The sequence below is a fragment of the Enterobacter cloacae complex sp. 402C9 genome (genome assembly GCF_050030745.1).
Lineage (GTDB): Bacteria > Pseudomonadota > Gammaproteobacteria > Enterobacterales > Enterobacteriaceae > Enterobacter > Enterobacter intestinihominis.
In genome coordinates this window covers 1,998,002-2,019,282 of the sequence record NZ_JBLGUW010000001.1, presented here as the reverse complement: position 1 = coordinate 2,019,282, position 21,281 = coordinate 1,998,002, and the positions used below count along the sequence as shown (strand labels likewise).

At 54.7% G+C, this 21,281-nt stretch carries 23 protein-coding genes; 14 read left to right on the top strand and 9 right to left on the bottom strand.

What is annotated here, in order from left to right; genetic code table 11:
• Positions 1–87: 87 nt before the first annotated feature.
• Positions 88–1,212, bottom strand: coding sequence for an anhydro-N-acetylmuramic acid kinase (anmK, locus tag ACQG1K_RS09685; protein ID WP_032624364.1), 1,125 nt, complete (start codon positions 1,210–1,212; stop codon positions 88–90).
• 255 nt (positions 1,213–1,467) lie between these two features.
• Between anmK and slyB the strand changes: the two genes are divergently transcribed.
• Together slyB and ACQG1K_RS09675 are read left to right on the top strand one after the other, a co-directional pair.
• Entirely contained in the window at positions 1,468–1,935 is a 468-nt protein-coding gene (gene slyB / locus ACQG1K_RS09680) for an outer membrane lipoprotein SlyB (RefSeq protein ID WP_022647910.1), read from the top strand.
• A gap of 196 nt (positions 1,936–2,131) precedes the next feature.
• On the top strand, positions 2,132–3,493 hold the full coding sequence (locus tag ACQG1K_RS09675) for a GGDEF domain-containing protein (RefSeq protein WP_367075224.1): 1,362 nt from the start codon (positions 2,132–2,134) through the stop codon (positions 3,491–3,493).
• A 38-nt stretch (positions 3,494–3,531) separates the two neighbouring features.
• Here ACQG1K_RS09675 and slyA read toward each other — a convergent pair whose 3' ends face one another.
• The gene (slyA, locus tag ACQG1K_RS09670; RefSeq protein ID WP_032623345.1) at positions 3,532–3,972 is read right to left on the bottom strand and encodes a transcriptional regulator SlyA; all 441 of its coding nucleotides are present in this window, start codon (positions 3,970–3,972) and stop codon (positions 3,532–3,534) included.
• 187 nt (positions 3,973–4,159) lie between these two features.
• On the opposite strand from slyA, the gene ACQG1K_RS09665 reads away from it, so the two are divergent.
• From ACQG1K_RS09665 to ACQG1K_RS09655, 3 genes are read left to right on the top strand one after another with little or no spacing between them, the layout of a single operon-like run.
• Entirely contained in the window at positions 4,160–4,396 is a 237-nt protein-coding gene (locus ACQG1K_RS09665) for a DUF1656 domain-containing protein (RefSeq protein ID WP_022647907.1), read from the top strand.
• 2 nt (positions 4,397–4,398) lie between these two features.
• Entirely contained in the window at positions 4,399–5,259 is an 861-nt protein-coding gene (locus ACQG1K_RS09660; protein WP_038417029.1) for an efflux RND transporter periplasmic adaptor subunit, read from the top strand.
• Entirely contained in the window at positions 5,259–7,292 is a 2,034-nt protein-coding gene (locus ACQG1K_RS09655; RefSeq protein WP_032677351.1) for an FUSC family protein, read from the top strand. Before ACQG1K_RS09660 ends, ACQG1K_RS09655 begins: the two co-directional genes overlap by 1 nt.
• On the opposite strand, the gene sodC is transcribed toward ACQG1K_RS09655, so the two are convergent.
• The 3 genes from sodC to ACQG1K_RS09640 all read right to left on the bottom strand — a co-directional run bounded on the left by sodC (position 7,271) and on the right by ACQG1K_RS09640 (position 9,055).
• Positions 7,271–7,789, bottom strand: a complete 519-nt coding sequence (gene sodC, locus ACQG1K_RS09650; protein ID WP_022647904.1) for a superoxide dismutase [Cu-Zn] SodC — start codon at positions 7,787–7,789, stop codon at positions 7,271–7,273. The genes ACQG1K_RS09655 and sodC overlap by 22 nt on opposite strands.
• A gap of 81 nt (positions 7,790–7,870) precedes the next feature.
• A complete protein-coding gene (locus tag ACQG1K_RS09645) occupies positions 7,871–8,767 on the bottom strand; it encodes an aldo/keto reductase (RefSeq protein ID WP_003857612.1) in 897 nt (298 codons plus the stop codon).
• Positions 8,768–8,815: 48 nt separating this feature from the next.
• On the bottom strand, positions 8,816–9,055 hold the full coding sequence (locus ACQG1K_RS09640; protein ID WP_023299951.1) for a DUF1289 domain-containing protein: 240 nt from the start codon (positions 9,053–9,055) through the stop codon (positions 8,816–8,818).
• 148 nt (positions 9,056–9,203) lie between these two features.
• On the opposite strand from ACQG1K_RS09640, the gene eptA reads away from it, so the two are divergent.
• The 5 genes from eptA to rnt all read left to right on the top strand — a co-directional run bounded on the left by eptA (position 9,204) and on the right by rnt (position 13,884).
• Positions 9,204–10,829: a phosphoethanolamine transferase EptA gene (gene eptA / locus ACQG1K_RS09635; protein WP_367075227.1), complete on the top strand. Its 1,626-nt coding sequence runs from the start codon at positions 9,204–9,206 to the stop codon at positions 10,827–10,829.
• A gap of 41 nt (positions 10,830–10,870) precedes the next feature.
• Positions 10,871–11,470, top strand: coding sequence for a TetR/AcrR family transcriptional regulator (locus ACQG1K_RS09630; protein WP_022647900.1), 600 nt, complete (start codon positions 10,871–10,873; stop codon positions 11,468–11,470).
• 53 nt (positions 11,471–11,523) lie between these two features.
• Positions 11,524–12,621 carry an alkene reductase gene (locus ACQG1K_RS09625; protein WP_023299948.1) on the top strand — a complete coding sequence of 366 codons (1,098 nt, stop codon included), beginning with the start codon at positions 11,524–11,526 and terminating at the stop codon, positions 12,619–12,621.
• Positions 12,622–12,720: 99 nt separating this feature from the next.
• Positions 12,721–13,128 carry a lactoylglutathione lyase gene (gene gloA / locus ACQG1K_RS09620; RefSeq protein ID WP_022647898.1) on the top strand — a complete coding sequence of 136 codons (408 nt, stop codon included), beginning with the start codon at positions 12,721–12,723 and terminating at the stop codon, positions 13,126–13,128.
• A gap of 96 nt (positions 13,129–13,224) precedes the next feature.
• On the top strand, positions 13,225–13,884 hold the full coding sequence (rnt, locus tag ACQG1K_RS09615) for a ribonuclease T (protein WP_003857625.1): 660 nt from the start codon (positions 13,225–13,227) through the stop codon (positions 13,882–13,884).
• Between the two features lie 78 nt (positions 13,885–13,962).
• Here rnt and grxD read toward each other — a convergent pair whose 3' ends face one another.
• On the bottom strand, positions 13,963–14,310 hold the full coding sequence (grxD, locus tag ACQG1K_RS09610) for a monothiol glutaredoxin 4 (RefSeq protein WP_003832760.1): 348 nt from the start codon (positions 14,308–14,310) through the stop codon (positions 13,963–13,965).
• Positions 14,311–14,648: 338 nt separating this feature from the next.
• Between grxD and ACQG1K_RS09605 the strand changes: the two genes are divergently transcribed.
• Positions 14,649–15,407 (top strand): C40 family peptidase, encoded by a 759-nt coding sequence (locus ACQG1K_RS09605; RefSeq protein ID WP_023299947.1) that lies wholly within the window; start codon positions 14,649–14,651, stop codon positions 15,405–15,407.
• 122 nt (positions 15,408–15,529) lie between these two features.
• On the top strand, positions 15,530–16,111 hold the full coding sequence (gene sodB, locus ACQG1K_RS09600; protein WP_017693553.1) for a superoxide dismutase [Fe]: 582 nt from the start codon (positions 15,530–15,532) through the stop codon (positions 16,109–16,111).
• 37 nt (positions 16,112–16,148) lie between these two features.
• Here the strand turns inward: sodB and ACQG1K_RS09595 are convergent, their stop codons facing one another.
• Both ACQG1K_RS09595 and ACQG1K_RS09590 read right to left on the bottom strand, forming a co-directional pair.
• Positions 16,149–17,315, bottom strand: coding sequence for an MFS transporter (locus ACQG1K_RS09595; protein ID WP_022647896.1), 1,167 nt, complete (start codon positions 17,313–17,315; stop codon positions 16,149–16,151).
• A gap of 161 nt (positions 17,316–17,476) precedes the next feature.
• On the bottom strand, positions 17,477–17,566 hold the full coding sequence (locus ACQG1K_RS09590) for a YnhF family membrane protein (RefSeq protein ID WP_003857632.1): 90 nt from the start codon (positions 17,564–17,566) through the stop codon (positions 17,477–17,479).
• A 297-nt stretch (positions 17,567–17,863) separates the two neighbouring features.
• On the opposite strand from ACQG1K_RS09590, the gene purR reads away from it, so the two are divergent.
• Entirely contained in the window at positions 17,864–18,889 is a 1,026-nt protein-coding gene (gene purR, locus ACQG1K_RS09585) for an HTH-type transcriptional repressor PurR (RefSeq protein WP_006809011.1), read from the top strand.
• Between the two features lie 17 nt (positions 18,890–18,906).
• Here purR and punR read toward each other — a convergent pair whose 3' ends face one another.
• Entirely contained in the window at positions 18,907–19,818 is a 912-nt protein-coding gene (gene punR / locus ACQG1K_RS09580) for a DNA-binding transcriptional activator PunR (RefSeq protein WP_022647895.1), read from the bottom strand.
• A gap of 112 nt (positions 19,819–19,930) precedes the next feature.
• Here punR and punC point away from each other — a divergent pair, with 112 nt between their 5' ends.
• A complete protein-coding gene (gene punC / locus ACQG1K_RS09575) occupies positions 19,931–21,130 on the top strand; it encodes a purine nucleoside transporter PunC (RefSeq protein ID WP_023299943.1) in 1,200 nt (399 codons plus the stop codon).
• Positions 21,131–21,281: the final 151 nt, after the last annotated feature.

Here is a 21,281-nt window from a genome sequence, read left to right as displayed (position 1 = left end):
ATTCCGAAGACTATCCTGGTCCTGGAGGGCCTAACCGCCCTCCTGTTTTTCCCTATTTTACGGGTTATGCCTCCCGCTGAATTTCAGTTAACTCTGATTATGGCGCGGATTTGCCGGGAAAATAGCACCGAGGACGCTCGCCTCTCGCGCACCGGTTACGGAGGGTAAATTCCCGGGCAGACCGGCAACCGTACGCCAGGCAAGCCAGGCGAAGGCCAGCGCTTCCATGTCGTCTCCGCTGATCCCGGCTTCGTCAGTGGTCGTGACTTCGGTGCCCGGCAGCAGGGCGGCGAGGCGTGCCATCAGGAGGGGGTTGCGGCTTCCGCCTCCGCATACCAGCAGACGCTCGCACCCGCCGCTGAGCAACACCTGTTCAGAAATCGACACGGCGGTAAGCTCAGTCAGCGTAGCCTGCACATCCTGAGGCGCAAGGCCGGGGAAGCGTGCCAGATGACGTTCAAGCCAGCCGTAGTTGAAATACTCTCGCCCCGTGCTTTTCGGCGCTGGCAGGGCAAAGAATGGATCGCTTAACAGGGCTTGCAGCAAGGGAAGGATCACTTTCCCCTGGCTGGCCCACTGCGCGTCTTTGTCGTAGGGTTTACCGTTCTGACGCCAGATCCAGGCATCCATCAGCATATTACCGGGCCCGGTATCGTATCCACGCACGGGCTGCCCGGGAATGAGCATCGACAGGTTGGCAATCCCGCCAATGTTCAGGACCATTCTGCGCTCCACCGGGTGCGCCAGCAGCGCCTGATGAAATGCCGGAACCAGCGGCGCCCCCTGCCCGCCGAGGGCCATATCGCGACGACGGAAATCCCCCACCACCGTCACGCCGGTTTTTGCCACAATCTGGTTATTATCGCCAATTTGCATCGTGTGCGGCGCCTCGCCGACAGGTTCATGCCAGACGGTCTGCCCATGGCAGCCTATTGCCACGACATCCTGCGGATGAAGTCTTTCTTGCTGCATCAGAGCCAGTACCGCATCAGCAAACAGCGCCCCCAGACGCACATCCAGTTGGCCCAGTTGGGAAAGCGTCAGCTGTTGCCCCTGGCAGATGCTCAGGATCTCTTCTTTTAACGAGACCGGAATAGGCCAGGTCAGGCTTGCCTGCTGCGCCACCATGTTTTCATCAATGGCGGCCAGAACGACATCCACACCGTCAAGACTGGTACCAGACATCACACCGATATAGCGACCCGATTTCATGCGCTTTCCTTACGTTACATGGGCTAAGTGCAACCACTCCATCATAAATAACGCTGCTTTGCTATCCGGTGATAATATTTTTTAACAATCTCAGACCTGTAGCACAGACGGTTTTTGTTTATGTCCCGTTAAGCCCCGTTCAGGTAAAATTTATCTATTCGGCATGCAAAGATATGAACTGTGGTCAGGAATGCCATATAATTTAGCCATAACGGATGCCCCAACCGGGCGTTTTTTGGTGAACAGGAGAGTCAAATGATTTTACGTGTACTGGGCGTTTCGCTGATTGGTTTAACACTGGCGGGTTGTGTGAACGACAATTCACTCTCCGGCGACGTATATAGTGCTTCTGAAGCTAAACAGGTACAGAACGTGACCTACGGTACTATCGTTAATGCCCGTCCTGTTCAGATTCAGGGTGGTGATGACACGAACGTCGTGGGCGCAATCGGTGGTGCTGTGCTGGGTGGTTTCCTGGGCAACACCATTGGTGGCGGCACCGGTCGCTCTCTGGCTACCGCAGCAGGCGCAGTTGCAGGCGGCGTAGCGGGTCAGGGCGTTCAGGGTGCGATGAACAAAACTCAGGGCGTTGAGCTGGAAATCCGTAAAGACGATGGCAGCACCATTATGGTTGTGCAGAAACAGGGTAATACTCGCTTTTCTGCAGGCCAGCGTGTTGTACTGGCAAGCAACGGTAGCCAGGTCACCGTCTCCCCGCGTTAATATCCCGACGGATGCGGTCCTTTCGGGCCGCATCCATTTACAAAAACTATCATTTTAAAAAATGTATTTATAAAAATACATTCACACGGCGTATAATTAATTCCCTCTGATATTGTTCCTGCGCAAAGTATTTTTTATTTCCCTCTTTTAGACTCGTCTGATTCTCTTTTTCCTCTTTTTAATTTTTTAACATTCTATGCTTGCGAACTGTCGATTTGTAATGAACCGCTTTGTGGCCTTTGCACTTGGGTGCATTTTTATCATTGCCGTGTTACAAGGTTGTTTTATAAAGCTTGTTGAATGGGTTCCTTCATTCTCTCCGCTATTTTTCCCTACGCTCACTATTTTTCTTCTGGTATTCCATCTGTTTATCGCCTGTTTTATGGCAATGAAATACTGGTGTGATAAAAAACGGCTATATCTCGTTCCGATTGCGTCAGCCTTTGCCGGTTCAGCACTGCTGATGGTGGGTACGCTATCCAGTTTTCCAGGCTGGCTGGATCTCTATCAGTTCAACGAGGCGAACTATAATGACGCGATGATCTTTTATATGTTCCGACACCTCTTAATGGCGGTGCTCATGATAGCCTCAGCCTTACTTTATACGCTTCGCGTTTCCCCCCTTTCACGAAGCACCCACATCGGTATTGTTGTCGGATCGGCTCTCTTTACGGGCTGCATGCTTTGGCTGGCGTGGTTCTATTCCAGCCATTCCACGACGTTAACCCTGGATCTTGTGGATAATGAAACCCGGCAGTTCATGATTCTCTGGAGCCAGACCATCAACATCATTTTGGTCATTCTTTGGGTTGTCACATTAATCACCCTGATGGTCGTGACCCGGATAAGAAATTTGTTCTGGGCGGGCGGCAATTTTTTATGCGTCTGTTATGTCGTCACGCTGTTAATGCTGTTGTTAGGTGGATACGTAGAAGATGTATCATGGTACCGCGCCCGGTTATTCGAAACTATCGCGACATTAATGATTATTTTCATTTTGCTTTCCGACGTCTTTAATTTGTATCGTGACTCGCACGTCAAATACCAGCAGTCATATCAAAATTCAATCCGCGACCCGCTTACCCGTCTTTATAATCGCAGCTATTTTTATGATTCATTAAACTACGCCCTCAGCACTGCAACGGAGGCACACCCGGTATCGGTGGTAGTAAGCGACCTTGACCGTTTCAAGCGTATCAACGACTGTTACGGGCATTTGCAGGGAGATAAGGTATTACAGTTCGTCTCTAATCTGCTGACGGATTCCGTGCGCCCCCAGGATATCGCGGCCCGAATCGGTGGTGAAGAGTTTGTGTTGATGCTGACAAATACCCCTTCAGACGCCGCGAGGCAGGTGGCCGAGCGCATTCGCCTCAAGCTGAGCGGGTTTGATAAAGCCAGCAGCGGCGGTCATCTGCCGGAACCTATTACCATCAGCATGGGCGTATTCACCGCAACCTCGCCGGAAACCAGTGCGGAAACCTGCGTGGAGAGCGCGGATAAAGCCATGTATGAGGCAAAAGAGACAGGGCGCAACCGGGTGGTGGTGTTCAGATAATAAGAAAGGCCTTGATTTCGCAAGGCCTTTACGTTCGGTCAGTCGCGAGACTGCAGATCGTGGATGTTCTGCTCAAGACGGGCGATGAGTCCTATCAGCATCTCCAGCTCAGCGGGGGAAATACCTTCAAGGATCTCCCCACGCGTTTTACTGATGACAGCTTCCATCTCAGTAATAATCGGGGCCGCTTTTTCCGTCAATTTGATCCGCTTGGCGCGACGGTCGCTGGCGCAGGTTTGTCGGGAGATAAGTCCCTTCTCTTCCAGTTGGTCAAGAGTGCGCACCAGTGACGGCTGCTCAATGCCAATCGCTTTTGCCAGTTGGATCTGTGACTGGTCGGGCGGGAGCTGATGAATGTTATGCAGCGTAACCCAGTGCGTCTGCGTGAGTTCCAGAGGTTTCAGGCGATGGTCAATCAGAGCACGCCAGATGCGTACCAACCTTGCCAGATCAGAACCTAATGGCGATTCCAATTTCATCTCCTTATAATTAGCTTGCTAAGTGATTATAGTGATTTTAGAATAGTTTGCAGTATTTGTATTGCCAAAACAAATGCAATCACGGTATTCATCATTCCTGAAAGGATGATTTACACTGAACGGTAATGCGCCATCGCATTGAAATATGCCATTGTGGCCCTCACCCCACTGCAAAGGATCACTGCTTGTGACGTTCTTTTCCCTCTCCGCAGGGTTGCCCCTCCAGGATCTGATTGTCGGCGCATCGGTCTACTTTCCGCCACTGTTTAAAGCCGTGATGGTCGGTTTTGTGATCTGGCTCATTGCGCATCGTCTGCTGCGCGACTGGATGTATTCCGGTGAAATCTGGCACCCGATGTTAATGGATCTCTCCCTGTTTACCCTTTCCGTCTGTCTTGGCCTTGCCGTGTTAACCGTGTGGTGAGAATAGCATTGAAAACGTTAAAATATTTTTCCACTCTTTTCGTTTTAGCGCTGGCGCTTATGGCCGGCTGGTGGCTCTGGAATTATTACATGCAGTCGCCCTGGACGCGTGACGGCAAGATCCGCGCAGAACAGGTCAGCATCACGCCACAGGTGTCCGGCAGTATCAGCGCGCTGCTGGTGAAGGACAACCAGTTCGTTCATGCGGGCGATGTGTTATTCCGCATCGATGAGACCCCTTTCCACATTGCGGTGCTCAATGCCCAGGCGCAGCTCGCAAAAGCTCAATCAGATCTGGCAAAAGCCAATAACGAAGCCGAACGTCGCCGACATCTGTCGAGGAATTACATCTCTGCGGAAGATCTCGATACCGCCAATATCAATGTAAAAGCCATGCAGGCCAGCCTGAAGGTTGCAGAGGCAACGCTGAAACAGGCCGAGTGGCAACTGACCCAGACCGTTGTCAAAGCTCCGGTGGATGGATGGATCACGAGCCTGTCGACCCGTGTGGGGGATTACGCCACCACAGGCCAGCCGGTCTTTGCCCTGGTAGATAGCCACTCTTTCTATGTTGTAGGTTATTTTGAAGAGACCAAGCTGCGGCATATCCGCGAGGGTGCGCCTGCCCGGATCACGCTTTACAGCGGTGCAGAAAAGTTACAGGGTCACGTTAGTAGCATAGGTCGGGCAATTTACGATCAGAGCGTGGAAACCGATTCTGGTCTGGTGCCTGACATCAAACCCAACGTACCGTGGGTGCGTCTGGCTCAGCGGGTGCCTGTTCGCGTCGAGTTAGAGCAACTGCCGAAAGACATTACTCTGGTCTCTGGCACAACCTGCACCGTCGCCATCGGATCGCGATGATGAACCTGGGAGCTTTCTCCTGGCGCAATACGCCGTGGATAAAAGCGACACGGCCGCAGTGGCGTTACGCGCTGCGTAACGGCATCGCCATGTGCCTTGCGCTTACGGTTGCCTATTATCTGAATCTGGATGAGCCTTACTGGGCGATGACCTCTGCGGCGGTCGTCAGCTTCCCTACCGTCGGGGGCGTTATCAGTAAAAGCCTCGGGCGCGTGGCGGGTAGCCTGCTGGGTGCGACCGCTGCACTGCTTCTTGCCGGCCATACCCTGAACGATCCCTGGCTCTTTCTGTTAAGCATGTCGGCATGGCTGGGGCTGTGCACCTGGGCCTGCGCCCATTTTACCAACAACGTTGCGTACGCGTTTCAACTGGCAGGTTACACCGCAGCCATTATCGCCTTTCCGGTCGTCAACGTGCTGGATACCACCGAGCTATGGGACATCGCCCAGGCACGCGTATGTGAAGTGATGGTCGGCATTCTGTGCGGCGGCGTCATGATGATGATCCTGCCCAGCACCTCGGATGGCACTACGCTTATCACCGCCCTTAAAACGATGCACGCGCGTTTGCTGGAACATGCCAGCCTGCTCTGGCAGCCTGATAGCAGCGATAACATCCGTCTAGCACACGAAAAGGTCATCGGCCAGATCCTGACCATGAACCTGTTACGCATCCAGGCATTCTGGAGCCACTACCGTTTTCGTCGCCAGAACACGCTCCTGAACTATTTACTGCACCAGCAATTGCGGATGACGAGTGCGATCTCGAGCCTTCGCCGGATGTTGCTGAACTGGCCTGCGCCGCCAGCCCATACCCGGGAAGTTATCGAGGCGCTGCTCGCCGCCCTTGCGCGTCCGGATGCCGATATCTATACCGTGGCCCGCATTATCGCGCCGCTCGCCCCAACGGATGAATATGATTACCGGCACCGCGCCTTCTGGCAGCGTCTGAACTATTTCTGCCGCCTGTATCTGCGCAGCAGCCGCTGGTTAAAAGCCGTCGAAAATGCCACGCCCGTCACCGAATTTTCCGTTCCCGGTAGCCCAGCTCTGGCGCGCCATACCGACGCAATGGAGGCGCTGTGGAGCGGTTTTCGTACGTTTTGCGCGTTGACGGCCGTGGGCGCATGGGCCATCACCACCCAATGGGATGCGGGCAGTGCAGCCCTGACGCTTGCGGCAATCAGCTGCGTGCTCTATTCCGTCGCCGCTTCCCCGTTTAATTCCCTGACGCTTCTGCTGCGTACGCTGGTACTGCTGTCGCTGTTCAGCTTCGTGGTGAAATTTGGTTTGATGGTGCAGATAACCGACCTCTGGCAATTTCTGCTGTTTCTGTTCCCGCTGTTAACCACCATGCAGTTGCTCAAACTGCAAATGCCAAAACTGGCCGGTCTGTGGGGGCAGTTGATTGTTTTTATGGGCTCATTTATCTCTGTAACGAATCCTCCGGTTTACGATTACGCTGATTTTCTCAACGATAACCTGGCGAAGATCCTCGGCGTGGGGCTGGCGTGGCTGGCTTTCGCCGTGCTACGCCCGGGCTCGGATGCGCGTAAAAGCCGCAGGCATATTCGTGAGCTGCGCAGGGGTTTTGTCGATCAACTGAGTCGCAGCCCGCATCTGCGTGAAAGCGAGTATGAATCGCTGGTTTACCATCATGTCAGCCAGCTGAACAACAGCCAGGATTCCCTCTCCCGTCGCTGGCTACTGCGCTGGGGCGTGGTGCTGCTGAACTGTTCGCACGTGGTGTGGCAGCTGCGTGCCTGGGAGACGCGTTCCGACCCGCTTTCGCAGGTCCGCGATAATTGTATTTCCATGCTTCGCGATGTGATGAGCGAGCGCGGAGTTCAGCAACGCCCCCTGAGCGTCACGCTCGCCGAGCTTCAGCGTATTTGCGACGCTCTGGCGCACCACCATCAGCCTGCGGCCCGCGATCTGGCGTCCATTATCTGGCGGCTGCACTGCTCCCTGTCACAGCTTGAACAGGCGCCGCCACCCGGAACAATTGGCGATCAGATCACGCCGCAGGCATAGCGCGCCCCGCCGCCGCCAAGCGGTTTAGGTTGATCGGACATGTTATCGCCGCCCACATGGACCATCAGCGCCTTGCCTTTGACCTCGTCAATCTTTTTCAGCCGGGGCGCAACAACCGGATCGGTGGCTTTACCGTCGTTATTCACCACCAGCACCGGCAGATCGCCGAGGTGCCCCATACCTTCCGGGCCTTCATGCTTACCAGAGTTGTGCGGATCCAGATGCCCCCCAGCGGCCTCAGCGGCTGAAGGTTTCCCCTCTTTCATTGCAGGTTGACAGCTGCCTTTGGCATGAACGTGAAAACCATGTTCACCGGGTGGAAGGGCCTTGAGATCGGGAGCAAATTCCAGCCCTTTATCGGTTTCGGTGATTTTCACCGTCCCGATGGACTGGCCTACTCCCTGAGAAGTGACGAGATTCATTTCAACTTCTTCGCTGGCTGCCTGCGCTCCTGCGCAAACAACCAGCGTGACCACTGCCAGAGCAAAACGCTTCATATGACCTCCACGGGTTATTTTTTGCACCTTAAGTTTATACCAGCGGCGCAGATTTCACCGGAAAGTCAGGTTCAGGCGTGCTCAGGGTACGTCGTAGCCCAGCGCCGCCTTGCGGATGCGGAACCACTGCTGACGCGTCATATCCAGCTCTTCAGCAACAAGCGCAGCGCGGACACGCTCAATTTTGCCGGAGCCGATAATCGGCAGCGGTTTAGACGGCAGGCGCAGGATCCAGGCGTAAACCACCTGCTCAATACTCTCCGCATTCAGTTCGCGGGCCACCGTTTCAAGCTCGTTACGCAGCGGCTGGAATGCTTCATCGTTAAACAGGCGGCCGCCGCCCAGGCAAGACCATGCCATTGGACGGATGCGCAGCTGTTGCAATTGGTCGAGCGTGCCATCCAGCAGCAGCGGCTGATGAACAGGCGAAATCTCCACCTGATTCGTCGCCAGCGTAAACGGCAGGCGAGACTGCAATAGCGCAAACTGTGCCGGGGTGAAGTTAGATACGCCAAAATGACGCACTTTGCCGCTCTGGTGTAGCGTCAGGAACGCTTCCGCAACCTCATCCGCATCCATCAATGGATCGGGACGGTGGATCAGCAGCAGGTCGATACGATCGGTGGCCAGGTTGACCAGTGACTGCTCAGCGCTTTTAACGATATGCGCGCTGTCAGTGATGTAATGCCCAAGTGCATGCTCCGGTTTTGCTGTGGTGGCAATACCGCATTTGGTCACAATCTCCATACGTTCACGCAGCGCTGGCGCACGCTTCAGCGCTTCGCCAAAAGCGGCCTCGCACTGATAGCCGCCATAAATATCAGCGTGATCGACGGTGGTGATCCCGAGATCGAGATGCTCTTCTATAAAGTCCGCCAGCTGGACCGGAGACATATTCCAGTCCATAAGGCGCCAGTAGCCCATAACGAATCGGGAGAATTCCGGGCCCTGCGGGGCAAGGGTAATACGCTGAACCATAACATTTTCCTCAAGGAAGTCATGTCAACAGTATACGCAATTACCCTGCTAAAACAGTGAAGGTTGCTGAGGTTCTTCGGTTTCAACCGCTTTGTTTGCACGAATTTTGCGCAGCAGACGTTGTCGGCAGAGCCGTAAGACCTCCTGCTTTTGTGCGTCGCTGAAATTTTGCCAGTTAAAACGTTCATCGCGTGTGCGCATGCAGCCACGGCAGTATCCTCGTTCATCAACCTGGCAAATACCCCGGCACGGGCTCTGGACAGGGAAAAATTCCAGTTGCTCTGCCACACCTACCTCCAGAACGTCATTATTCCCTACAGTGAAGACCCTAAATGGCCTGCATGCAAGGAGTGTCCGTCACAAACAGGGCATTAAGGTTTCGCTAATCTTCCCTTCTTATACTCGCCGCATTGATATAACGAATGGTCTGATCATCATGTGGCTCACTAAAAAGTTACACTGTAACGATACGAAATTTACCCTCGCCTGTGCGCTTTTCTTCACCGTGTTCAATGCGCTGTTTATCCAGCACAGCTGGTCAATCATCGCACCTGCCCGTCTGCACGACGTGCTTTTTGCCGCCAGTGTGCCGCTGGTTCTGTTCTGCGGCTGGGTCATTGTTTTTAGCCTGCTGAATATTCCCTTTATTCGCAAGCCGCTCATGATTGCCCTGACCATAGGATGCGCCGCCGCCACCTGGTTTATGTACACCTATGGCGCGGTTATCGATCAAAACATGATTGTGAACGTGTTTGAGACTAACTCCCAGGAAGCGACAGCCCTGGTAACGCCGCAGCTGATCCTGTGGCTGGCCGTCGCGGGTCTGGTCCCTTCCGTCATCTTAGCCCTGACGCGCATTCGAACCGGAAAATGGTGGTATGCCCTGCTAACACGTTTCGCCGCTATACTCGGTGCGCTGCTGGTGATCATTCTCGTCGCGGCAGTGTTCTATAAAGACTATGCTTCGCTGTTCCGCAATAACAAAAGTATCGTCAAAATGGTCACTCCGGCGAACTACGTGAGCGCCGTTGTGAAGTACAGTAAAATGCGCTGGTTTGCCGGCGACCAGACGCTGGTCCGCATTGGCGAGGATGCCCATAAAGGGGCGCTGATTTCCGGCCAACGTAAGAAAACCGTGCTGGTTCTGGTGGTGGGTGAAGCCTCCCGCGCTGCAAACTATTCGTTAAATGGTTACCCCCGTGAAACCAACCCCGAGCTGAAAAAGCGGGATGTCATCAACTTCCCACAGGCCTCCTCCTGTGGCACGGAAACCGCCGTTTCCGTCCCCTGCATGTTCTCCGGCATGACGCGAAAAAAATATGACGCGGACCTCGCCCATCATCAGGAAGGACTGCTCGATGTGCTTAACCACGCGGGGTTCAACCTGCTGTGGCGTGACAATGACGGCGGGTGTAAAGGTGCCTGTGACCGCGTGCCGCACACGGATATGACCCAGTGGAAACTGGATCAGTTCTGTAAGGACAAATCCTGTATCGACGACGTCAACCTGTACCGCCTGGACAACGTGCTGGACGGAATAAAGCAGGATACCGTACTGGTGATACACCTGATGGGCAGCCACGGTCCGGCTTATTACAACCGTTACCCGGACCGCTTCCGGAAATTCACCCCAACCTGCGATACCAATGAAATTCAGGATTGCGATCATCAGTCGCTGATCAATACCTATGACAACTCGATTCTGTATACCGATAGCGTGCTCAGCCGAACCATCGACGCGCTAAAAGCCCGGCAGGCCAGTATGAACACAGCGCTCATTTACCTCTCCGATCACGGCGAATCGCTGGGCGAAAGCGGAATTTACCTGCACGGTACGCCGTATATGCTGGCCCCGGAGCAGCAAACGCATATTCCGTTTATGTTCTGGCTCTCCCCGGACTATGCGAAAAACTTCGGCGTAAACACGGATTGCCTGCGTAACCATGCTGCAAAAGAGGCAGTTTCACAGGACAATTTGTTTGCCACGGTTCTGGGCATGATGGACGTGAAATCAGTGGTTTATCAGCCGCAGCTGGATATTTTGTCGCAATGTCGTCGCTAAGCGGGCTTGCATTAGACCGAACGGTCTATTAGAGTAAGAGCATGAGCAGACATACAGAACACGATACACGAGAACATTTGCTGGCTACCGGCGAGCGCCTTTGCATGCATCGCGGGTTTACCGGTATGGGGCTGAGCGAGTTATTAAAAACCGCTGAAGTGCCTAAGGGATCGTTTTATCACTATTTTCGATCCAAAGAGGCGTTTGGCGTAGCCATGCTGGAGCGGCACTACGCCAGCTACCATCAGCGCCTGGCAGCCCACTTCGCCAGCGGCGAAGGTGACTACCGGGATCGTGTTCTGAACTACTATCAGGAAACGCTGACGCAGTTCTGTCAGCAGGGCATCATCAGCGGCTGCCTGACGGTAAAACTGTCTGCCGAAGTGTGCGATCTCTCCGAAGATATGCGCACCGCCATGGATAAAGGGGCCAGCGGCGTAATCGCTCTGCTGGCTCAGGCGCTGGAAAAAGGCCGCGATGAAACAACGCTCTCCTTCTCCGGTGATCCGCTCACGCAGGCACAGGTGCTCTATTCCCTCTGGTTAGGCGCCAACCTGCAGGCAAAAATGTCTCGCAGCGCCGTGCCGCTCGAAAGCGCGCTGGCGCATGTAAAAAACTGTATTACCGCGCCTGGCGTGTAGCCGGCGTTTTTATTTACCCTTTTACTAGTCGACTGGTCTACTCAGGAGCCATTATGTCCGCTGAAAAGCTATTTACCCCACTGAAAGTGGGTGCCGTTACTGCCCCAAACCGCGTGTTTATGGCCCCACTTACCCGTCTGCGCAGCATCGAGCCGGGAGATATCCCAACGCCATTGATGGGTGAGTATTACCGTCAGCGCGCCAGCTCGGGCCTGATTATTTCCGAAGCCACGCAGATTTCTGCCCAGGCCAAAGGCTACGCCGGTGCGCCGGGTCTGCACAGCCCGGAACAGATCGCCGCGTGGAAAAAAATCACCGCAGGCGTTCATGCTGAAGATGGCCGTATTGCGGTTCAGCTGTGGCACACCGGTCGTATCTCGCACAGCAGCATCCAGCCTGGCGGTCAGGCGCCCGTTTCTGCCTCTGCCCTGAATGCGAATACCCGTACTTCCCTGCGCGATGAAAACGGTAATGCTATTCGCGTCGACACCACCACGCCACGCGCGCTTGAGCTGGACGAGATCCCGGGTATCGTGAATGATTTCCGTCAGGCCGTCGCCAACGCCCGTGAAGCGGGCTTCGACCTGGTCGAGCTGCACTCTGCGCACGGCTACCTGCTGCACCAGTTCCTGTCACCGTCTTCCAATCAGCGTACCGACCAGTACGGCGGCAGCGTTGAAAACCGCGCGCGTCTGGTGCTTGAAGTGGTAGATGCCGTGTGTAATGAGTGGAGCGCAGATCGCATTGGTATTCGAGTTTCCCCAATTGGTACCTTCCAGAACGTCGACAACGGTCCGAACGAAGAAGCGGATGCGCTGTATCTGATTGAAGAGCTGGCTAAACGCGGTATCGCGTATCTGCACATGTCCGAGCCGGACTGGGCAGGCGGCAAGCCCTACAGCGAAGCCTTCCGCCAGAAAGTTCGCGAGCGCTTCCACGGCGTGATTATCGGGGCGGGCGCTTATACGGCAGAGAAAGCCGAGGATCTGATCGGTAAAGGTCTGATCGACGCCGTGGCCTTTGGCCGTGATTACATTGCTAACCCGGATCTGGTTGCCCGTTTGCAGAAGAAAGCCGAACTGAACCCGCAGCGCCCTGAAAGCTTCTATGGCGGCGGCGCGGAAGGTTATACCGACTACCCTTCACTGTAATCCCGCTTTGTACATTGATAGCGGCGACCTTTCGCCGCTATACTAAAACATCGTTTCTGTTCAAAAAGATAATCCATTCCACTGGTTAATGAGGAAATTATGCGCCTACTTCACACCATGCTGCGCGTTGGCGACCTGCAACGTTCCATCGATTTCTACACTAACGTTCTGGGCATGAAGCTGCTGCGCACCAGCGAAAATCCGGAATATAAATACTCTCTGGCGTTTGTCGGTTACGGCCCGGAATCTGAAGAAGCGGTCATCGAGCTGACCTACAACTGGGGCGTGGACAGCTACGAGCTGGGTACGGCTTACGGCCACATCGCGCTGGAAGTGGATAATGCGGCTGAAGCCTGCGAACGTATCCGCAGCAATGGCGGTAACGTCACCCGTGAAGCCGGTCCGGTTAAAGGCGGCACCACCGTGATTGCGTTTGTTGAAGATCCGGACGGGTATAAAATCGAACTGATCGAAGCTAAAGACGCTGGTCGCGGTCTGGGCAATTGATCCCGCAGGGCGCACTATGCGCCCGTTGTTTTGCTGCATCCCCTCTCAAAATTTGCCATAATGCGCACTGCTTTTTCCCCCTTGTAAGAGACCCTGATGTCCGATAACGCTCAATTTACCGGTCTGTGCGACCGTTTTCGTGGTTTTTATCCCGTTGTCATTGATGTAGAAACAGCCGGATTTAACGCTAAAACCGATGCGCTGCTTGAAATTGCCGCCATCACGCTGAAGATGGATGAACAGGGCTGGCTTGTACCGGACACCACGCTGCATTTCCACGTTGAACCCTTTGAAGGGGCAAACTTACAGCCAGAGGCGCTGGCCTTTAACGGTATCGATCCGACAAACCCGCTGCGCGGGGCGGTAAGCGAATACGAGGCGCTGCACGCCATTTTCAAAATGGTGCGCAAAGGCATGAAAGAGAATGACTGTAGCCGCGCCATCATGGTGGCCCACAACGCTACGTTCGATCACAGCTTCACCATGGCTGCCGCCGAGCGCGCCTCGCTAAAGCGTAATCCATTCCATCCGTTTGTGACCTTCGACACCGCCGCGCTGAGCGGCCTGGCGCTGGGGCAAACCGTGCTCTCTAAAGCCTGCATCACGGCGGGTATTGCGTTTGACGGCACTCAGGCGCATTCCGCGTTATACGATACCGAGCGTACGGCGGAGCTGTTCTGTGAGATCGTCAACCGCTGGAAACGTCTGGGTGGCTGGCCGCTGCCGATGGGCGACGAGGCCGATCTTCAATCGTAGACTGGGTAATCAACAGCCCCACAGGACAAAAAAAAGCGACCAACATAATGTGGTCGCTTTTTTATATCCGCAGAAAACTTATTCTGCGTCCGGCTCTTCGGTTTTATACTTCGCCGCAGTCTCTTTGATCAGCTGTTGCAGTTCGCCGCGCTGATACATTTCAATCAGAATATCACAGCCGCCAACCAGTTCACCGTCAACCCACAGCTGTGGGAAGGTCGGCCAGTTTGCGTATTTTGGCAGCTCAGCGCGGATGTCCGGGTTTTGCAGGATATCAACGTAAGCAAAACGCTCACCACAGGCGGACAGCGCCTGAACCGCTTGCGCGGAGAAGCCGCAGCTTGGCAGCTTCGGAGAACCTTTCATGTACAGGAGAATCGGGTTTTCAGCGATCTGGCGCTGAATTTTTTCAATAGTGGTGCTCATGTCTTGCTTCCTTTAACTTCTGTTACGGCATCAGTCTGACATTGTAGCGGGTCAGGCCGACATCGGAAAATAACATTTTTGTCACGTCTCATTATTTTATCCGCTATCGCGTAAAGTTGCATTGATAATGACGTTTAAGGCTGCGCGCCTTGCGGTTTTGCTTAAGGAGCGAACAAGACTGCGACAGAATGGTGAATTTTTTTGCACTTGCTAACGAAACACAATTTTTGAATGAAAAATGCTATTAACTTATTCCGATTTTATGGATTAGAATCGACTGGTTTTGTAAATCTCATGCGGGTATGTATTTTGGCTCGCACTTATCAGGGGACTGCCCAGTGGCGCGGATAACTAAAATCTCGATGACGCTCTGTGCTTTACTGTTTACCACACTCTCATTTACGCCAGCGGCGAACGCCTCCGAACAGGCGCGGCATTCTGCTGTACAAAAAACGCATCTGGCAAAAACCACAGAACGTAAGAAAAAAACCACCAGCAAAACAGTAAAGAAGAAAACCACCGCTCACACCAAAAAGACCGCCTCCAGTAAAACCAAAACTCTCCGTTCCGGCACGCACAAAACCACTCGCACGACCGCCAGCCTGGTGAATGATAAATGCACCGTGCGCAAAGGCCATAAAACGAAATGCGCCAAAGTGACGAAGCTGGCTGACGTGCATAAAGCGCGTATGCAGAAAGCGCAAAAAACGGCGATGAATAAACTGATGGGGCAAATAGGTAAACCATATCGCTGGGGTGGCACCTCTCCGCGCACCGGTTTTGACTGTAGTGGGCTGGTTTATTATGCCTATAAAGATCTGGTGAAGTTTCGCATTCCACGCACCGCCAATGAGATGTACCATCTGCGCGACGCCGCGCCTGTAAACCGTGGCGAACTGCAAAATGGCGACCTGGTGTTCTTCCGCACCCAGGGACGCGGCACGGCCGATCACGTTGGGGTGTATGTGGGTAACGGTAAATTTATCCAGTCACCGCGCAGCGGTCAGGACATTCAGATCACCTCCCTCAGTGAAGATTACTGGGTGCGCCACTATGTGGGTGCGCGCCGAGTGATGACGCCAAAAACCATTCGCTAGACCCTGCCCTGCCGCCTCCGTGGCGGGGTAAGTTCCTCTTTTGCATACCCTTTCAATTTGCTATTCTGTCCTTGTTGTCTGTAGGGTTATTGGCAACGTATAAAACTATAAGGAGAGTAGCAATGTCGTTCGAATTACCTGCACTACCGTATGCAAAAGACGCCCTGGCTCCGCACATTTCTGCGGAAACCCTGGAGTACCATTACGGCAAGCATCACCAGACCTATGTCACCAACCTGAATAACCTGATCAAGGGCACCGATTTTGAAGGCAAAACGCTGGAAGAGATTGTGCGCAGTTCAGACGGTGGCGTATTCAACAACGCCGCTCAGGTGTGGAACCACACCTTCTACTGGCACTGCCTGGCTCCAAATGCAGGCGGAGAACCTACCGGTGAGCTGGCCGCAGCGATTAACGCCGCGTTCGGCAGTTTCGCGGATTTCAAAGCGAAATTTACTGACGCAGCCGTTAAAAACTTTGGCTCCGGCTGGACCTGGCTGGTAAAAGAGGCTGATGGCAAACTGGCTATCGTTTCCACTTCTAATGCGGGTACCCCTCTGACCACCAGCGCAACGCCGCTGATGACCGTGGACGTATGGGAACACGCCTATTACATTGATTACCGTAATGCGCGCCCGAACTACCTGGAACATTTCTGGGCACTGGTTAACTGGGAATTTGTTGCGAAGAACTTCGCCGCATAAGGGACACGCAGAAGGGGCAACCCTTCTGCGTTTTTATTTATTCCGCCGTACACACCGCTTCTGGCTGTTTACGCCCGGACATCAACACCAGCAGCAAGCCGAGTGCGGCAATGATCGCCCCCATCACCGGCACAAAGCTGTAACCCAAACCACCCGAAATCACCGCCCCACCCGCTGCGGCTCCCAGCGCATTTCCCAGGTTAAACGCACCGATATTCACGGATGATGAGAGCCCCGGCGCCTCATGCGCAACACGCATCACGCGCATCTGCAACGGCGGCACCACGGCAAAGGTTGCGGCGCCCCACACCACCATGGCAATCGCGGCACCCACTTCGTTACGTGCCAGCCACGGGATCGCCACCATGATGACAATGAGCAGAGTTAAAAAACCTTTCAGCGTCCCGCTGACGGAGCGGTCGGCAAATTTCCCGCCGAGATAGTTGCCAATCGAGAACCCGACACCAATCAGCACCAGCATCGCGGTAACAAAGAGTGGCGTTGCGTGGGTTATGTCGTGCAGCACCGGGGAGATATAGGTGTAGAGCGTAAACATCGCCCCTGCCCCCAGCACCGTGGTGAGCAGCGCGGACAACACCTGAGGACGCATCAGCACCGCCAGCTCTTTACGTACTTCCGGACGTTCTCCCGCACTTCCTTTCGGCAGCGAGAAGAACAGCGCGACCATCGCGACCACGCCCAGTCCGGCGGTTGCGAGGAAAGACATACGCCAGCCGATGGCTTCTCCGAGCCAGGTGGCAGCAGGAACGCCGCCGATATTAGCGATAGTGAGGCCCATAAACATAGTGGCTACCGCGCTGGCCTGCTTATGTTTTGGCACTACGCTTGCGGCAACAACCGAGCCCAGCCCGAAGAAAGCGCCGTGGTTCAGGCTGGTCAGAATACGGGAAAGCATCAGCGTGGTGTAATCCGGCGAAATCGCGGAAAGCACATTTCCGAGAGTAAAAATTGCCATCAGGAAAATCAGCGCATTGCGTCGCGCGCGGTGCGAAAGCAGCAGCGTCATCAGCGGTGCGCCCACCATCACGCCGATCGCATAGGCGCTAATCAACATACCGGCCGCAGGGATAGAGACGTCCACACCCCGGGCGATAACAGGCAATAACCCCATCGGGGAGAATTCAGTGGTGCCAATCCCAAAGGCGCCAATCGCCAGGGCCAGCAGGGGAAAATTGATTTTCATGAAAAGACTCCGGATACCGTGCCGTTACCCGGCACAGAACAAAGAAGGCAAAAGCATGACATCAATCACAAAAAATGAGAAGTTAACATTTTGGCAAAAGATTTTTGCCGGAGAGGTAACAATAGCGGCAAGAGAGGGAGAAGACTCTCCCCCCTCCTGAATCAGTGCAGCGCAGCGGTTAAACCACCCGCAACAATCAGGGCAAGAACAACAATGGTGGTAAACAGCGAAAACTTCAGATCGGTACTCATCAATTTTTCTCCTTTTATTCACCCTACGAAAAGTGAGCTTGCTCATTTTTACACAGTTCAGGTCAAAAATCTTCCAGGATTTAAACGGATATCCACTTTACCTCTTCCCCTTTTCATCAAGATAGGACAAAATTCCACGCTAAATTTATTAGCGTACCGGCCACTGACCCCCTCCTGACGTCCTGTGTCGTTTTCCCGGCGTGTCGCAACTCATGTTTGCGTAATAAGGGTGAGAGAAGGCAAACGTTTACCTTCATTTTTTTCAGGAGCTTAGGATATGGTCTGGAGTGACATTTAATGGCAACAATTAAAGACGTAGCAAAACGCGCAAACGTTTCCACTACAACCGTATCACATGTTATTAACAAAACGCGTTTCGTCGCAGAAGAGACGCGTAATGCCGTTTGGGCGGCAATCAAAGAACTGCACTACTCGCCAAGTGCGGTCGCCCGTAGCCTGAAGGTTAATCACACCAAATCGATTGGCCTGCTGGCCACCAGCAGTGAAGCGGCTTACTTTGCTGAAATCATCGAAGCCGTTGAAAAAAACTGCTTTCAGAAAGGCTATACCCTGATTCTGGGCAACGCGTGGAACAACATTGAAAAACAGCGCGCTTACCTGTCGATGATGGCGCAAAAGCGCGTCGACGGCCTGCTGGTCATGTGTTCTGAATACCCTGAGTCGGTGCTTTCCATGCTGGAAGAGTATCGCCACATTCCGATGGTAGTGATGGACTGGGGCGAGGCGCGCGCAGACTTCACCGACTCTGTTATTGATAACGCCTTTGAAGGCGGCTACATGGCCGGGCGTTATCTGGTAGAACGCGGGCATCGTGAAATTGGCGTGATCCCGGGCCCGCTGGAGCGTAACACCGGTGCTGGCCGTCTGGCCGGTTTCATGAAAGCGATGGAGGAGGCGCTGATTACCGTGCCAGAAAACTGGATTGTCCAGGGCGATTTCGAGCCGGAGTCGGGCTATCGCGCCATGCAGCAGATCGTCTCCCAGCCGCATCGCCCTACCGCTGTGTTCTGCGGCGGCGATATCATGGCAATGGGCGCGCTCTGCGCGGCGGATGAACTCGGCCTGCGCGTTCCGCAGGACATCTCGGTGATCGGCTATGACAACGTGCGCAACGCCCGTTTCTTTACCCCGGCGCTGACCACCATTCACCAGCCGAAAGATTCGCTGGGTGAAACGGCCTTCAATATGCTGATGGACAGGATCGTCAACAAGCGAGAACAGTCCCAGTCCATTGAAGTCCACCCGCGCCTGATTGAACGCCGTTCCGTTGCCGACGGTCCGTTCCGCGACTACCGACGTTAATCTCTTTACGGGGCCAGCTACGCTGGTCCCCGCAACCACTCCCGGTTAAGCGTTTCGCTGTCTCCCAGATAATCCAGCAGCCAGGCCATGGCGGGCGAGACGTCGTTTTGCTGCCACGTCAGACAGCATGCAGCATCCGGGAAAGGATTTTCCAGCGTCAGAGCCACCCACTCTCCCGCGTCGATGCGCGGGCGCGCAAAATGCACCGGCACCATGCCAACGCACAGCCCCGCGCTCAGACAGGTGGCTGACGACTCCCAGTCCGGCGCAACCACGCGGCGCTGATTATCCAGCAGCCAGGTAATGCGCTTGGGCAGCGAGCGGGAGGTATCTTCCAGCACCAGCGAGGGCCAGTTGCGTAAGGTGTCATCACTCAGCGGCCCGTCCAGCGCCGCCAGCGGGTGATCGCGCGCGACCACGCAGGTCCAGCTCAGCATGCCCATGTCGCGAAACGCGTAGCGCCCGCCAACCGGGATCGCCTGGGTTGCACCAATCGCCATCTCCGCCCTGCCGTCCGCCAGCGCATCCCATACGCCGTTGAACACTTCCTGCGACACACGCAGTTCGACGTCGGAAAAATGACGATAGAAATCGACGATCATCTGCCGGGTCCGCTCCGGCTTAACGATGTTATCCACCGCGATAGCGAGATGTCCGCGCCAGCCGTTGGCGATCTGCTGGCACTGCTCACGGGTGATCTGCATTTTTTTGATAACAGACCGACCTTCCTTCAAAAACCACGCGCCGGCAGGCGTGAGCTCCACGTCGCGATGACGCCGCTCGAACAGCGGGACCGCCAGCCACGCCTCCAGCTGGCGCACCGTATAGCTGATAGCCGAGGGAACGCGGTGCAACTCCTGGGCGGCACCGGTAAAGCTGCCGTTACGCGCCACGGCATCAACCACTTCAAGGGAATAATCTGACCACATCTTTAGCCTGCAAATTTTTTGAATGCACCCACCAAATATTAGCGTTTCACAAGCCGCTTTGCACTCCCTACACTCTGCGCCAACGTACACCTGCCTCCTCAGGAGAAAAAAAGTGCAACCCAGGAAAGGATTTTTAGTCTGGCTCGGCGGCTTAAGCGTGCTGGGCTTTTTGGCGACCGATATGTATCTGCCCGCATTCGCCGCGATGCAGGAAGATTTGCAAACCCCTGCCGCCGCCATCAGCGCCAGTTTGAGTTTGTTCCTCGCCGGCTTTGCTTTTGCGCAACTGCTCTGGGGGCCGCTCTCTGATCGTTTTGGCCGTAAGCCCGTCCTGTTGCTGGGACTGGCGATTTTTGCCGTAGGCTGTCTGGGCATGCTGTGGGTCCGCGATGCCGCCTGGTTACTGGTGTTGCGCTTTATTCAGGCGGTCGGCGTCTGTGCCGCAGCGGTCACCTGGCAGGCGCTGGTGACCGATTACTACCCCGCCTCACGCACTAACCGCATTTTCGCCACCATCATGCCGCTGGTCGGCCTGTCTCCGGCGCTCGCTCCGCTGCTGGGCAGCTGGATCCTGGCGCATTTCGACTGGCAGGCCATTTTCGCCACGCTCTTTGCGATCACGCTGGTCCTGATGCTGCCCGCGTTCGGGCTTAAACCTGCGCATAAAAAAGAGACGCATCCGGACGCGAAGCCCATCACCTTTACCTCTTTACTGCGGTCGAAAGCCTATCGCGGTAACGTGCTGATTTATGCCGCCTGCTCTGCCAGCTTCTTTGCCTGGCTGACCGGTTCGCCGTTCATTTTGCATGACATGGGCTACAGCCCGGCGGCTATCGGCCTGAGCTATGTACCACAGACCATCGCCTTCCTGGTGGGTGGCTATGGCTGTCGCGCCGCGCTGCAAAAATGGGAAGGCCAGCAGATGCTGCCCTGGCTGCTGGTGCTGTATGCGCTAAGCGTGATTGCGACCTGGGCTGTCGGCTTTATTCCCGGCGCCGGGCTTGCAGAAATTTTGATTCCGTTCTGCGTCATGGCGATCGCTAACGGGGCCATTTACCCTATTGTTGTAGCCCAGGCGCTGCGTCCATTCCCTCAGGCGACAGGCCGCGCTGCCGCGCTGCAAAATACCCTGCAACTTGGCCTGTGCTTCCTGGCAAGTCTCGTGGTCTCTGCATTGATTGCAACCCCGCTGCTCACCACCACCAGCGTGATGCTGGTCACCGTTGTGCTGGCAGGATTGGGTTATCGCATGCAGTCCTCCGCCCATCGCGAGCAGAGTGAAAACGCGCAGACAGAAACGTCGCACGCCTGATTACGCGGGAAACTATGTTAAAAACCAGTGATTAGGTTGCTAACAATTTTCTGTTGAATCACCAAATTTTGCGGCCTATACTGAATTTGGTTCGATTAAATACGATAAATATTAAGTGTTAACGGGAGCCGGAGCGCTCCCGTTTTACCAT

What these genes read in the sequence shown, in the direction of transcription:
- ACQG1K_RS09630 (WP_022647900.1), top strand. Translation starts at nt 10,871, where the DNA reads ATGAGCAGACATACAGAACACGATACACGAGAACATTTGCTGGCTACC.
- ACQG1K_RS09675 (WP_367075224.1), top strand. Translation starts at nt 2,132, where the DNA reads ATGCTTGCGAACTGTCGATTTGTAATGAACCGCTTTGTGGCCTTTGCA.
- rnt (WP_003857625.1), top strand. Translation starts at nt 13,225, where the DNA reads ATGTCCGATAACGCTCAATTTACCGGTCTGTGCGACCGTTTTCGTGGT.
- ACQG1K_RS09590 (WP_003857632.1), bottom strand. Translation starts at nt 17,566, where the DNA reads ATGAGTACCGATCTGAAGTTTTCGCTGTTTACCACCATTGTTGTTCTT.
- eptA (WP_367075227.1), top strand. Translation starts at nt 9,204, where the DNA reads ATGTGGCTCACTAAAAAGTTACACTGTAACGATACGAAATTTACCCTC.
- anmK (WP_032624364.1), bottom strand. Translation starts at nt 1,212, where the DNA reads ATGAAATCGGGTCGCTATATCGGTGTGATGTCTGGTACCAGTCTTGAC.
- slyA (WP_032623345.1), bottom strand. Translation starts at nt 3,972, where the DNA reads ATGAAATTGGAATCGCCATTAGGTTCTGATCTGGCAAGGTTGGTACGC.
- grxD (WP_003832760.1), bottom strand. Translation starts at nt 14,310, where the DNA reads ATGAGCACCACTATTGAAAAAATTCAGCGCCAGATCGCTGAAAACCCG.
- sodC (WP_022647904.1), bottom strand. Translation starts at nt 7,789, where the DNA reads ATGAAGCGTTTTGCTCTGGCAGTGGTCACGCTGGTTGTTTGCGCAGGA.
- ACQG1K_RS09655 (WP_032677351.1), top strand. Translation starts at nt 5,259, where the DNA reads ATGAACCTGGGAGCTTTCTCCTGGCGCAATACGCCGTGGATAAAAGCG.
- ACQG1K_RS09625 (WP_023299948.1), top strand. Translation starts at nt 11,524, where the DNA reads ATGTCCGCTGAAAAGCTATTTACCCCACTGAAAGTGGGTGCCGTTACT.
- ACQG1K_RS09645 (WP_003857612.1), bottom strand. Translation starts at nt 8,767, where the DNA reads ATGGTTCAGCGTATTACCCTTGCCCCGCAGGGCCCGGAATTCTCCCGA.
- gloA (WP_022647898.1), top strand. Translation starts at nt 12,721, where the DNA reads ATGCGCCTACTTCACACCATGCTGCGCGTTGGCGACCTGCAACGTTCC.
- purR (WP_006809011.1), top strand. Translation starts at nt 17,864, where the DNA reads ATGGCAACAATTAAAGACGTAGCAAAACGCGCAAACGTTTCCACTACA.
- sodB (WP_017693553.1), top strand. Translation starts at nt 15,530, where the DNA reads ATGTCGTTCGAATTACCTGCACTACCGTATGCAAAAGACGCCCTGGCT.
- punR (WP_022647895.1), bottom strand. Translation starts at nt 19,818, where the DNA reads ATGTGGTCAGATTATTCCCTTGAAGTGGTTGATGCCGTGGCGCGTAAC.
- slyB (WP_022647910.1), top strand. Translation starts at nt 1,468, where the DNA reads ATGATTTTACGTGTACTGGGCGTTTCGCTGATTGGTTTAACACTGGCG.
- ACQG1K_RS09595 (WP_022647896.1), bottom strand. Translation starts at nt 17,315, where the DNA reads ATGAAAATCAATTTTCCCCTGCTGGCCCTGGCGATTGGCGCCTTTGGG.